At 69.5% G+C, this 11,756-nt stretch carries 12 protein-coding genes and 1 pseudogene; 8 read left to right on the plus strand and 5 right to left on the minus strand.

Going from position 1 to position 11,756, the window contains the following annotated elements; translation table 11 throughout:
* From G3N64_RS35970 to G3N64_RS35980, 3 genes and pseudogenes are all read left to right on the plus strand, one after another.
* Positions 1-195: pseudogene (locus tag G3N64_RS35970) on the plus strand (magnesium chelatase); the annotation flags it as partial.
* 61 nt (positions 196-256) lie between these two features.
* Positions 257-709 (plus strand): YaiI/YqxD family protein, encoded by a 453-nt coding sequence (locus tag G3N64_RS35975; protein ID WP_021160082.1) that lies wholly within the window; start codon positions 257-259, stop codon positions 707-709.
* A gap of 171 nt (positions 710-880) precedes the next feature.
* Entirely contained in the window at positions 881-1,453 is a 573-nt protein-coding gene (locus G3N64_RS35980) for a DUF1993 domain-containing protein (protein WP_205788399.1), read from the plus strand.
* 21 nt (positions 1,454-1,474) lie between these two features.
* On the opposite strand, the gene G3N64_RS35985 is transcribed toward G3N64_RS35980, so the two are convergent.
* Both G3N64_RS35985 and G3N64_RS35990 read right to left on the minus strand, forming a co-directional pair.
* Positions 1,475-1,897: an NUDIX hydrolase gene (locus tag G3N64_RS35985; RefSeq protein WP_205788400.1), complete on the minus strand. Its 423-nt coding sequence runs from the start codon at positions 1,895-1,897 to the stop codon at positions 1,475-1,477.
* A 150-nt stretch (positions 1,898-2,047) separates the two neighbouring features.
* Positions 2,048-2,287 (minus strand): hypothetical protein, encoded by a 240-nt coding sequence (locus G3N64_RS35990; RefSeq protein ID WP_205788401.1) that lies wholly within the window; start codon positions 2,285-2,287, stop codon positions 2,048-2,050.
* Positions 2,288-2,563: 276 nt separating this feature from the next.
* Here G3N64_RS35990 and G3N64_RS35995 point away from each other — a divergent pair, with 276 nt between their 5' ends.
* From G3N64_RS35995 to G3N64_RS36010, 4 genes are all read left to right on the plus strand, one after another.
* Positions 2,564-3,742 carry a CoA transferase gene (locus G3N64_RS35995; RefSeq protein WP_205788402.1) on the plus strand — a complete coding sequence of 393 codons (1,179 nt, stop codon included), beginning with the start codon at positions 2,564-2,566 and terminating at the stop codon, positions 3,740-3,742.
* Positions 3,743-3,866: 124 nt separating this feature from the next.
* A complete protein-coding gene (locus G3N64_RS36000; protein WP_205788403.1) occupies positions 3,867-5,168 on the plus strand; it encodes a citrate:proton symporter in 1,302 nt (433 codons plus the stop codon).
* Between the two features lie 142 nt (positions 5,169-5,310).
* A complete protein-coding gene (locus G3N64_RS36005; RefSeq protein WP_205788404.1) occupies positions 5,311-6,477 on the plus strand; it encodes an acyl-CoA dehydrogenase family protein in 1,167 nt (388 codons plus the stop codon).
* A gap of 59 nt (positions 6,478-6,536) precedes the next feature.
* Positions 6,537-7,280, plus strand: a complete 744-nt coding sequence (locus tag G3N64_RS36010; protein ID WP_205788405.1) for an IclR family transcriptional regulator — start codon at positions 6,537-6,539, stop codon at positions 7,278-7,280.
* 104 nt (positions 7,281-7,384) lie between these two features.
* On the opposite strand, the gene G3N64_RS36015 is transcribed toward G3N64_RS36010, so the two are convergent.
* Together G3N64_RS36015 and G3N64_RS36020 are read right to left on the minus strand one after the other, a co-directional pair.
* Positions 7,385-8,740 (minus strand): chitinase, encoded by a 1,356-nt coding sequence (locus tag G3N64_RS36015; RefSeq protein WP_205788406.1) that lies wholly within the window; start codon positions 8,738-8,740, stop codon positions 7,385-7,387.
* 250 nt (positions 8,741-8,990) lie between these two features.
* Positions 8,991-9,893: a LysR substrate-binding domain-containing protein gene (locus G3N64_RS36020; RefSeq protein ID WP_205788407.1), complete on the minus strand. Its 903-nt coding sequence runs from the start codon at positions 9,891-9,893 to the stop codon at positions 8,991-8,993.
* 94 nt (positions 9,894-9,987) lie between these two features.
* Between G3N64_RS36020 and G3N64_RS36025 the strand changes: the two genes are divergently transcribed.
* Positions 9,988-11,202: an MFS transporter gene (locus G3N64_RS36025; RefSeq protein WP_205788408.1), complete on the plus strand. Its 1,215-nt coding sequence runs from the start codon at positions 9,988-9,990 to the stop codon at positions 11,200-11,202.
* Positions 11,203-11,208: 6 nt separating this feature from the next.
* On the opposite strand, the gene G3N64_RS36030 is transcribed toward G3N64_RS36025, so the two are convergent.
* Positions 11,209-11,756: precorrin-3B C(17)-methyltransferase (locus G3N64_RS36030; RefSeq protein ID WP_205788409.1), on the minus strand; the 548-nt coding region annotated here is incomplete at its 5' end.

Below are 11,756 nucleotides of genomic sequence, written 5' to 3' on the forward strand. Positions count from 1 at the left end.
AAGCAGCGCTGGCTGTGGGTGCTGTCCGACGGGCGCACGCGCGAGACGCCCGCGAAGCCCGCGGCGGCCGATCACGTCGTGTTCGTCGACTTCGACGATGCGGCCGTGCGGATCGGGCAGGGGGCGCGGCTGGCCGCGGCGTGGGGCGCGCAGTGGGTAACGGCCGACGCGCTGCGCACGGGCCGCGCCGGCTGATGCCCGGCCGGCGGTGCGTTATGATCGCCGCTTCCGCTTCTGCCCATTGGAACCAACCGCCATGCAAGTACTGGTCGATGCCGACGCGTGTCCCGCCGTCATCAAGGACATGCTGTTTCGCGCCGCGCGTCGTGCCGAAATCTGCGTGACGCTGGTCGCGAACCAGTTTCTGCGCACGCCGCCGTCGCCGTTCATCAAGGCGGTGCAGGTGCCGGCCGGCTTCGACGTGGCCGATGCGCGCATCGTCGAGCTGGCGGAAGCGGGCGACCTCGTGATCACCGCCGACATCCCGCTGGCCGCCGCCGTGCTCGACAAGGGCGCGCATGCGCTCGACCCGCGCGGCAACTGGTTCAGCCGCGAGAACATCGAGGAACGCCTGTCGACGCGCGCGATGATGGATCAGTTGCGCAGCGCGGGCATCGACACGGGCGGGCCCGCGCCGTTCAGCGCGCGCGACGGCAAGGCGTTTGCGTCCCAACTCGACCGGTTCCTGGCGCGGCACGGCAAGCCTTGAGGTTGCGTCGAGACGACCGCGTGCCGTGATCGTCCTGCGAGGGGCGACACGCGCACGCGCCATGCGCCACATCACCGAATCCGCATTAAATCGCGCTCATCGCCCATGCGGGGATGCAGGTTCGTGCCGACGCTGCTATCGTGGCGCAAACCACAACACCGGAGCGCACGCGTGTCACCGACCCAACTTCTCGTTCCGACCTTCACCCACATGCTGCGCGCGCAGACCGCATGGCTCGACAAGGCTGTCGCACATCGGCAGGCCGCGGGCGACGCGCCCGATGCGGCGATGACGCTGAAGCTGGCGCCCGACATGTATCCGCTCGCGGCACAGGTGCGCTTCTCGTGCTTCCAGGCGATGGAGCCCGTCCACCGGCTGCGCGGCGAACCGTTGCCGGCCGCGCTGCTGGCGTTGCGCGAGGCGGGATGGAATGCGGATGCGCAGCCCGGCTCGCTCGCCGACGCGCAGGCGATCATCGCCGGCACGCTCGCGTTTCTCGGCGAGCTGGCACCGGATGCGCTCGATGGCGGTGCCGCGCAGCCGATCGCGCTCGACATGCCGAACGGGATCGCGTTCGACATGACGGGCGAACAGTACGCGCGCGACTGGGCGCTGCCGCAGTTCTACTTCCACGCGATCGCGGCGTACGCGATCCTGCGCCACCATGGCGTCGAACTCGGCAAGGCCGACTACGTGCCGCACATGCTCGCGTACGTCCGGCCGGGCACGATTCCGCAAGGGTGAGCGGCGCGGGCGATACCGACGTCAGCGCAGCCGGCCGTTCGCGATCGCCGAAAAACAGTCGAGGCGCAGCAGCTCGATGATCTTGCGCGTCGGCACGCTCGCATGAAGCGTGTCGAGCCGGTCGATGGTGAACCACTTGCAGCGGGCGATCTCGTTGCTTGCGCGCGGCGTCAGGTGCGCCGGCACGTCGGCCACGAACACGTGATGGAGCTTCGTCAGCCCGCCGAACTGCACCGCGTAGTCGAGCACGAGCCCCTCCAGCCGCGTTTCCTCGGCAAGCTCCCGCAGCGCCGCATCCAGCGGCGTCTCGCCACGCCGGATCGTGCCGCCCGGCAGCGACCAGCGCGATGCGGTGCGGGCGACCAGCAGCACGCTGCTGCGCTGACGGCACACGATCGTGGCGCGTTCCTTGATGACGGCGAGAGTGTCCGGCCCGGTACTCATGTTCGGCAAAACGGGTGCTGGATCGTGGAGAAAATGCGCGTCGGCGGCGCGTTACCCGGCAGCTGGCCGCGACGGCGTACAGGCCGCCGCAGCGATCTTACCGGCCGTTCATGACCGTTCCGTGCACGGCGTCGGGCAACGCGCGCCGCGTTACGCGTGCGTATAGATCCCGCTGCGGATCCCGCTGCGCGTCGGCTTCGCGTGGCGTGGCTGGCGGCGCTTGTGAACGGCGCGCCGATGGTGGGGCGACGGCGGCGTCGCGTGCCGTGCGGCCGGCGCCGCGTCCGGCATCCCGGTCTGTCCTTCGCCGAAGTGGAACGTCTGGGTTTGCGCATGTCCGACGCCCAGCGTCGACGCCAGCACGAAGGCCGCCAGCAGCATTCGTTTCATGAATGATCCGCCCGATTTTTTTGAGATGAAGATTGTCCGCCAGCTTAGCGAAAGGCGGGGCGCCACCGCAACCGGCCAGTATTCGGTGTCGCCTCCACTTGCGCACGGCGGCGTCTTGCGCACCGCGTCAGGGTGCCGCCGGGGTTGACAGAATAATTCCCGGGCGTGAATATAAATTCACATACAAGAATTATTCGCTGAATCCGGAAGGTCGCGCCGCAGGCGCCGGGCCGCCGGAACCGGCAGTCCGATCAACCGGAACCAGGAGCGAGACGCATGGCGGAACACGAGCAGCAGGGCGCGCTGGCGGGATTGCGCATCATCGATCTGTCGCGGGTGCTGGGCGGCCCGTATGCCACGCAGATCCTGGCCGACCACGGCGCGGAGGTGATCAAGGTCGAACCGCTGTCCGGCGACGAGACGCGCACCTGGGGCCCGCCGTTCGACGGCGATACCGCGTCGTACTTCCTCGGCGTGAACCGCAACAAGCTCGGCATCGCGCTCGACCTGACGCAACCGGCCGACCGCGAGCGGCTGCTCGGCCTGCTCGAACACGCGGACGCCATCGTCGAGAACTTCAAGATCGGCACGATGGAGCGCTGGGGGCTCGGCTTCGACGCGCTGCATGCGCGGTTTCCGCGCCTCGTCCATTGCCGCGTGTCGGGCTTCGGCGCGGACGGCCCGCTCGGCGGGCTGCCCGGCTACGATGCGGCCGTGCAGGCGCTCGCGGGGCTGATGAGCGTCAATGGCGAAGCCGGCGGTGCGCCGCTGCGGGTCGGCGTGCCGATCGTCGATCTCGTCACCGGGCTGAACGCGGCGCTCGGCGTGCTGATGGCGCTGCGCGAGCGCGACGCGAGCGGCCGCGGCCAGTTCGTCGAAGCGACGCTGTTCGACTGCGCGCTGTCGATCCTGCATCCGCATACGCCGAACTTCTTCCATTCGGGCAACGCGCCCGTGCGCACCGGCAACGCGCATCCGAACATCACGCCGTACGACAGCTTTCCGACGGCGAGCGTCGACATCTTTCTCGCGGTCGGCAACAACGGGCAGTTCGCGGCGCTATGCGACGTGCTCGGCACGCGCGACTGGCTCGACGATCCGCGTTTCGCGGACAACCGCGCGCGCAGCGCGAATCGCGCCCCGCTGCGCACGCTGCTCGAAACGGCGCTGGCCGGACACGACGGCGCGGCGCTTGCCGAGCAACTGATGCGCCGCGGCGTGCCGTGCGCGCCGGTGCTCGGGCTCGATGCGGCGCTCGACCATCCGCATGTCGCGCACCGGGAGATGAAGGTCGAGCTCGGCCGGCATCGCGGCATCGCGTCGCCGATCAAGCTCGGCCGCACGCCGGCCACGTACCGGCGGCCGCCGCCCGCGCTGAACGAACATGCGGCGCAGGTGTTTGCCGACGCCGAGGCCAACGCTGACGACCGCGGCCACGACACACGCCGGGACTGACCGGCATCGCGGCGGCCGGCCGTGCCGCGCGCCCGACGGCGCCGCACGGCCACGCGTACCGCACGACCCTTCGAACACCATGCCGGGCCCCGCACAGGCGCACCGGCTGAAGAGGAGACGCATCATGCTTGCATGGATCGGCGCGATCGCCATCGTCGCGCTGTTCGGCCTGATCATCACGAAGCGGCTGTCGCCGCTCGTCGCACTGATCGTCGTGCCGGTGGCCGCGTCGCTCGCGGCCGGTTTCGGGCTCGCGACCGGCAAGTTCATCGTGCACGGCGTACAGAACATCGGCCCGATCGCCGGGATGTTCGTTTTTGCGATTCTTTTTTTCGGCATCCTCACCGATGCGGGAATGCTCGACCCGATCATCGCGGGCGTGCTGCGCGTGATCGGCTGCCATCCGCCGCGCATCGTGATGGGCTCGGCGCTGCTCGCGCTGCTGATCCATCTCGACGGCTCGGGCGCCGTCACGTTTCTCGTCACGCTGCCCGCGATGATGCCGCTCTACACGCGGCTCGGGATGGATCGCCGCATCCTCGCGTGCGTCGCGTCGATGGCGGCCGGCGTCAATTTCCTGCCGTGGGTCGGGCCGATGCTGCGTGCGTCGGCGGCGCTGCACATTCCCGGTTCCGCGATCTTCACGCCGATGATTCCGGTGCAGATCGCCGGGCTCGTGTTCGTGTTCGGCACCGCGTACGTGCTCGGCGTGCGCGAGGCGAAACGGCTCGGGCTCGACCGTGCCGGTGCGGCATCGCTCGCGATTGCGCCGCGTGTGCTGACCGACGCCGAACGCGCGTTGCGCCGGCCGGAACGCTTCCGGATCAATCTCGTGCTGACGCTCGTCGTGCTCGTCACGCTCGTGTCGGGCATCGTCGACCCGATGGTGATGTTCATGCTCGGCACGGTCGCCGCGCTCGTGATCAACTACCCGGACGTGCAGGCCCAGCGCGAGCGGATCGATGCACATGCGAAGGCCGCGCTGATGATGGCGAGCGTGCTGCTCGCGGCCGGCGCGTTCACCGGCATCATGTCCGGCACCGGGATGCTGAAGGCGATGGCGGACGTGGTCGTCGCGCACGTGCCGGTCGAGCATGCACGCCACATGCCGTTCGTGCTCGGGCTGCTGTCGATGCCGCTGAGCCTGCTGTTCGACCCCGATTCGTTCTACTTCGGCGTGCTGCCGGTGCTCGCGGAAAGCGCGAAGCTGCTGGGCGTGCCGCCGATCCAGATGGCGCAGGCCGCGCTGCTTGGCCAGATGACGACCGGCTTCCCGGTGAGCCCGCTCACGCCCGCGACGTTCCTGATCGTCGGCCTGACCGGCGTCGAGCTCGCCGAGCACCAGAAATTCACGATTCCGTTCCTGTTCGCCGCCACGGTGCTGATGGTGTTCGCCGCCGTGATCGTCGGCGTGTTTCCGTTGTGAGCGCCCGAGATCGGCCGCCTGGTGCCAACGCTCCGAGCGGGCTATCCCGCAACGGGACGTCCTTCGGAGCGGAAACCCCGGCGCCGCCTGGCGCTTTCTTGAGCGCGGGGCAACCGCTTACCTTTTTCCGGGAGAGCATTCCATGCAGTTCGACCTGACCGATGACCAGCGCGCGATCGAAAGCGCGATCGAGAAAATCTGCGCACGCTTCGGCGACGACTACTGGCTCGAACGCGATCGCGCGGGCGGGTTTCCGGCCGATTTCCACGCGGCGCTCGCCGAGGCCGGCTGGCTCGGCATCGCGATGGACCCGGCCCATGGCGGTGCCGGGCTCGGAATGACCGAGGCCGCGCTGATGATGCGCACGATCAGCGCATCGGGCGCCGGCCTGTCCGGCGCGTCGGCCGTCCACATGAACATCTTCGGGCTGAACCCGGTGCAGGTGTTCGGCAACGACGCGCAGAAGGCGCGCTTCCTGCCGCCGCTGATCGCCGGGCGCGACAAGGCGTGTTTCGCGGTGACGGAACCCGATGCAGGCCTCGACACCACGCACCTGACCACGCAGGCACGCCGCGACGGCGACCACTACGTGCTGAGCGGGCGCAAGATCTGGATCTCGACCGCGCAGGTCGCGAACAAGATGCTGATCATCGCGCGCACGACGCCGCTCGACCAGGTCGCGAAGCCGACCGACGGGCTGAGCCTGTTCTATACCGATCTCGACCGCTCGCGCGTCGAGGTGCGCGAGATCGAGAAGATGGGCCGCAAGGCGGTCGATTCGAACATGCTGTTCATCGACAACCTGCGCGTGCCGGAAGGCGACCTGATCGGCAACGAAGGCGACGGCTTCCGCTATCTGCTGCACGGGCTGAATCCCGAACGGATCCTGATCGCCGCGGAGGCGATCGGGCTCGGGCAGGCCGCGCTGCGCCGCGCGACGCAGTACGCGTGCGAGCGCGTCGTGTTCGGCCGGCCGATCGGGCAGAACCAGTCGATCCAGCATCCGCTCGCGCAGGCATGGATGCAGCTCGAGGCCGCGTGGCTGATGGTGATGAAGGCCGCGACGCGCTACGACGCGGGGCAGCCGTGCGGTGCGGAGGCCAATGCCGCGAAGTATCTCGGCGCGGAAGCGGCGTTCCAGGCGTGCCAGACGGCAGTCGCGACGCACGGCGGGATGGGCTACGCGAAGGAATACCATGTCGAGCGCTACCTGCGCGAGTGTATGATTCCGAGGCTCGCGCCCGTGAGTCCGCAACTGATCCTGTGCTACATCGCGGAGAAGGTGCTCGGGCTGCCGAAGTCGTACTGAGCGTACGACCCGGCGGCCGGCCCGGTGCGCGGCTTCCTGTTCCGATTCAAGCGCTCGTCATGGACGTCAAACTCGTTGCCCGCACGCTCGACCTGTTCGAGCTGTTCGCCGCCGAACGGCGGCCGCTGCCGCTCACCGAACTCGCGCGCCTGCTGAATGTGCCGGCGTCGAGCTGCCTCGCGATGGCGCGCACGCTCGTGAGCCGCGGCTACCTGTACGAAGTGCGCAAGCGCGGCGGCTACTACCCGACGCGCCGCCTGCAGACGATCGCCGCCGCGATCGACGCGACCGATCCGGTCGTCGACATCGTCCACCCGCATCTCGTCGCGCTGCGCGACGCGAGCCGCGAGACGACCGTGCTCGGCAAGATCCAGGGCGTGTCGGTCACGTACCTCGACGTCGTCGAATCGGAGCAGGCGATCCGCTATACGCGCGCGCCGGGCGAACTGCGCCCGCTGCACGCGAACTCGATCGGCAAGGCGATCTTCGCGGAACTGGCCGGCGACGCGCAGCAGGCGCTCGGCACGCAGTTGCCGTTCGAGCGCTTCACCGACGCGACGGTGGCGGATCTACCTGCGCTCGTCGCGCAGACCGCCCGGTTTCGCGAACTCGGCTGGGCCGAGAACTTCGGCGAGAGCGCGCCCGAGCTGTCGGCGATTGCGGTCGCGCTGACGCTCGACGGCGACTGGTACGGGCTGTCGGTGGTCGGGCCGACCGAGCGGATCCGCCAGCATCGCGATACGCATGCGGCGCTGCTCGTCGACGCGAAGGCGCGGCTGCTGGCCGAGCACGCGCGCGGCTGACGGCGGGCAGGGCGCGCCGGCCAGCGGGCCGTCCGCCGGCGATCGGGTAGCGATCGCCGTGAACGGCCCCGATGCGCGGGCCTAGCGATGGCCGAGTCGCGCCGTCACGACTTCACCCACACACCGCCCGCACTCGGGTTGTCGCCTTGCGTCCACCATTTCGCGCAGTATTTCGCGCCCTGGTACATCACGCAGGTGCCGCCCGAATACGCGGTCGTTGCCGACCACGTGGGCGTGCCGCCGCCGACCACTTTCCACACGGCGGCCTGGCCGGGCACGTCGCCCTGCGTCCACCATTGCGCCTGGTACGTCGTGCCCTGGTAGGTGACCGTCGCGCCGGCCGTATAGACCTGACCCGCCGCCCAGGGCGCGCCCGGCTGCGGCGTGCCGCCGTCCGAGCCGCCGCCGTAGTTCGGATCCTGCGTGACGCCCGTGCCCCACTTGCCGTCGAGGTGCTTGAAGATCGTCGCGAACGCGTACGGCTGCTGCGCGACGCCCGAGCAGGTCGGCGACGCATACGTGCCGCCGGACGGGCACGCCTGATCGCGGCCGACCGACCAGTTGCCGAAGAAGCCGTAGCCGTTGCCGACCGCCGCGTTCAGCACGCTTTGCGCATTCGCAAGCGTGAAGGTTTCGCCCTGCACGTCGTTCACGCCGATCATCGGCGTGACGCCCACCATCTGCCAGAGCTGCGCGTTGGTCTTCGGCTGGCCGGCCGACTTGAAGGCCGTATCGAGTTGCGAGTAGAGCGCCTGCGCGGCGCTGATCGCGGCGGCACCCATGTCGATGTTCGCGGGGCCGTAGTCCATCGCCATCACGTTCACCGCATCGAACACGGTCTTGTTCGAGATCGCCGCGTAGACGACGTTCAGGCCGTCCTGCGTGAGCCCGGTCGGCATCGTCGGCAGCGTCAGCGTGACGTGCAGCGGCTTGCCTTTCGCCGCATAGCTCGCCTGCAGCTGCGTGACCGCCTGGAAGTTGCGTGCGACCGCGGCGGTGTCCAGCTGCGACGCGCCCTCGATGTCGAAGTCGAGGTGCGTGAGGCCGTACGTGTCGATCACGGTCTGGTATGCGCTCGCCAGCGCGGGGACCGTCGAGCATGCCTGCATCAGCGGCGTGCCGTTCGCGCCGCCGAACGACACGGCTACTTCGCCGCCTTTCGCGCGATAGCTGGCGATCGACGTCGACAGCGCGGTCAGCAGGCCGCCGCTCGCGCCGTTGCCGATCGGCTGCACGCCGCCCCACGACGGCGTACAACCGTTGCCCGCGACCACGAACGCGAGCGTGAACTGCTGGATACCTTGCCGGACGCCGATCTGGTCGACGAGCGGCGTCGGATAGAGCGTCACGTCGACATAGGGCGCATAGACGCCGGCGCCCTGGGACACGCTCGCCACGGCGAGCAGACAACCCGCGGCAAAGGCGCGCGGGATGAAACGCGGCAACACATTGTTGTTCATTGTGTTCTCCAAGTGGAAGAGGGATACGCTGGCCCGCGTATCGCCGCCGGTCGGGCGATCGGGCATGCCCGGCCGGCGGCGTGCCCATCTTGGAGGATTCGCGTCGAATAGTGAATAGTCAGGAGTTCTTTTTGTTATTTGATTCCCGATACGTAACGATCTTGCCGATTCCACACAGTTCCGGAATGCGTGACGCGGGCGATTTTCCCGATCGATCGCGCAAGGCCCGACGCGTGTCGTTCGCGACGCATCAGGCCGATGGCGGCTGCGCAAGCGAGCGTGCCAGTGCGACGAAGCGCTCGATGCACGCCGATGCAAACGGCTCGTTCCACGACACGATCTGCTCGACCGCGCGCGTGCCGGCGAGCGGCACGTAGACGACGCCCGGACGCTGCAGCGTAGCCGTGAAGCCCGGCACGATCGCGATGCCGCGCTCGGCCGCTACCAGCGAGACGAGCGTCGTGATCTGTGCCGCGGTCGCGCCGATCCGCGGCGCGAATCCGGCTTGCGCGCACAGGTCGTCCAGTGCCGCGGTCAATGCCGAGCCGTAACCGGGCGGAAAGGTGACGAAGGTTGCGTTCGCAAGCGCTGCGACGTCGACGCTCGCACGGCCCGCGAGCGGATCGCCGGCCGGCACGGCCGCGACGAGCGGTTCGCGCGACACGACGAGCGACGCAACCGGCATGCCGGGTGCGCCGCCCCACGCCCAGCCGAAACCGATGTCCATCGTGCCGTCCGCGATCTGCTGACGCTGGCTGGCCGTTGCGGCTTCGCGGAATACGAGCTCGACGTCCGGCATCGTGCGGCTCGCATGGCGAATGACGTCCGGGAAGGTGTCGGACATCGGAATCGAACTCGCATAGCCGATCACGATCCGCCCGGCGATGCCTTGCGCGATCTTGCGCGCGCTCGCCTCGGCTTCGGCGGCTGCGCTGACGACGTTGCGCGCATGCTCGAGGAACGCGGCGCCTTCCGGCGTCAGCCGCACCGCGCGCGTCGAACGCTCGAACAGCCGCACGCCGAGTTCGCTTTCCAGCGCGGCGATATGGCGCGTCAGCGGCGGTTGCGCGACCCGCAGGCGCAACGCCGCGCGGCCGAAGTGCAGTTCGTCGGCAACGACCACGAAATAGCGGAGGCGGCGCAGGTCGAGCATTGTTGTCGTTCCGGTATCAATCGCGATGAAAACGGTATTGGCGTGCACGCGGCGCACTCGTCAGACTGTCTGCATCGACGACCAGGCTGCTCCGATGAACGACAGGACCACGCGCATCGCGTTCTTTCTCTGCGGCTTCGCCGCGTTTCTCAATCTGTATTCGACGCAGGGCATCCTGCACGAACTCGCGGCCACCTTCGGCGTCAGCGCGGAGCGCGCGGGGCAGGGCGTGAGCGCGACCACGACGGCCGTCGCCATTATCGCGCCGTTCGTCGGCGTGCTGGCCGCGCGCATCGAGCGGCGCGTCGCGATCTCGCTGGCGGCGGTGGCCGTCGCGCTGCCGGTCGTGTGGTCCGCGCATGCGGCCGGCTTCGCGTCGTTTCTCGGCGCGCGCTTTGCAGCCGGTCTCGTCATGCCGTTCGTCTTCGCGCTGTCGATCGCCTATATCGCCGAGCGCTTCGATCGCGGCACGTCGGCCGAGATCAGCGCGCTGTTCGTCGCCGGCACGACGCTCGGCGGGTTCGCCGGCCGCTTCGCGACCAACCTGATGACGTCGATGTGGGGCTGGCGGCATGCGCTCGACGTCGTCGCGGCATGGTGTCTCGTCACGGGTATCGCGATCTACGCGAGCCTGCCGGCGTCCGGCGCGATCGCGCCGCGCGTCGACCACGATGCGGATGCCGGTGCGGGGCCGTCCTGGCGCATCGTCACGCGCGGCCCGTTGCTCGCGTCGTTCGCGATCGGCGCGTGCGTGCTCGCGTCGCAGGTCGCGACGTTCACGTTCGTCGGCCTGCGCCTGGCCCGCGCGCCGTTCGGCTTCGGCACGGTCGGGATCGGCGCGATCTATGCGGTGTTTCTGGTGGCGGTGGTCGTGACGCCGCTGGCCGGGCGCCTCGCGCGGCATCGCGGCCCGCGCGCGCCGGGGCTTGCCGCGGCCGCGCTCGCGATCGGCGGGGCGCTGCTGACGCTGTCCGACACCGTGCCGGCGATCCTGGCCGGCCTCGCGCTCAGCTCGACCGCCGTGTTCGTCGAACAGGCGTCGGCCAACACGTTCATCTCGCAGGCGGCGTCGAGCGCGCGCTCGACGGCGATCGGCATCTACCTGTCCTGCTATTACTTCGGCGGCAGCCTCGGCTCGATCCTGCCGGTGCCCGGCTGGCATCGGTGGGGATGGGCCGGCTGCGTCGCGTTCGTGGTCGCGGCGCAGGCCATCGTCGGCGTGCTCGTGTACCGGTTCTGGCGCGCCGGCGGCGCGGCCGGCTCCGCGCATGCCGATGCTGACGCGCGTCGCGTCACGCCGGCGCGATAACCGGGTTCAGCGATACCAGCGCGGCGTATAGACCCACTCGCGCCCGTTGCCGATCGCGAAACGTCGCGTCGTCGACGAACCGACGATCACCATCGTACGCATGTCGACCTGGTCGCTGCGCAGCGCGCCGAGCGTCGTCGTCGAGAGCGTCGCGCCCGGCCGGCCGATGTCGCGGCCGAGCACGACCACCGTATCGGCCGTGCGGTGCGCGCGCACGACGTCGAGCGCACGATCGAGCTGCCACGGCCGCGCACGCGAGATCGGGTTGTAGAACGCCATCACCAGATCGGCCTGCGCCGCATGCCGCAGGCGCGTCTCGATCACGCCCCACGGCTTCAGGTTGTCCGACAGCGAGATCGCGCAGAAATCGTGGCCGAGCGGCGCACCGGCCTGCGCGGCCGTCGCGAGCGACGCCGAGATGCCGGGCTCCACCCGCAGGTCGACCGCGGCCCAGTGCGGGTCGCGCGCTTCGTCGAGCGCTTCGAGCACGGCCGCGGCCATCGCGAACACGCCCGGGTCGCCCGACGACACGACCGCGACGCGCCGGCCCTCGG

The sequence above is a fragment of the Burkholderia sp. Ac-20344 genome (assembly GCF_017104975.1).
GTDB lineage: Bacteria > Pseudomonadota > Gammaproteobacteria > Burkholderiales > Burkholderiaceae > Burkholderia.

Bases quoted from the DNA above. Each gene is read 5' to 3' on its own strand.
- G3N64_RS35985 (WP_205788400.1), bottom strand. From the start codon at position 1,897: ATGAGTACCGGGCCGGACACTCTCGCCGTCATCAAGGAACGCGCCACG.
- G3N64_RS36000 (WP_205788403.1), top strand. From the start codon at position 3,867: ATGCTTGCATGGATCGGCGCGATCGCCATCGTCGCGCTGTTCGGCCTG.
- G3N64_RS36010 (WP_205788405.1), top strand. From the start codon at position 6,537: ATGGACGTCAAACTCGTTGCCCGCACGCTCGACCTGTTCGAGCTGTTC.
- G3N64_RS36025 (WP_205788408.1), top strand. From the start codon at position 9,988: ATGAACGACAGGACCACGCGCATCGCGTTCTTTCTCTGCGGCTTCGCC.
- G3N64_RS36020 (WP_205788407.1), bottom strand. From the start codon at position 9,893: ATGCTCGACCTGCGCCGCCTCCGCTATTTCGTGGTCGTTGCCGACGAA.
- G3N64_RS35975 (WP_021160082.1), top strand. From the start codon at position 257: ATGCAAGTACTGGTCGATGCCGACGCGTGTCCCGCCGTCATCAAGGAC.
- G3N64_RS36005 (WP_205788404.1), top strand. From the start codon at position 5,311: ATGCAGTTCGACCTGACCGATGACCAGCGCGCGATCGAAAGCGCGATC.
- G3N64_RS36015 (WP_205788406.1), bottom strand. From the start codon at position 8,740: ATGAACAACAATGTGTTGCCGCGTTTCATCCCGCGCGCCTTTGCCGCG.
- G3N64_RS35990 (WP_205788401.1), bottom strand. From the start codon at position 2,287: ATGAAACGAATGCTGCTGGCGGCCTTCGTGCTGGCGTCGACGCTGGGC.
- G3N64_RS35995 (WP_205788402.1), top strand. From the start codon at position 2,564: ATGGCGGAACACGAGCAGCAGGGCGCGCTGGCGGGATTGCGCATCATC.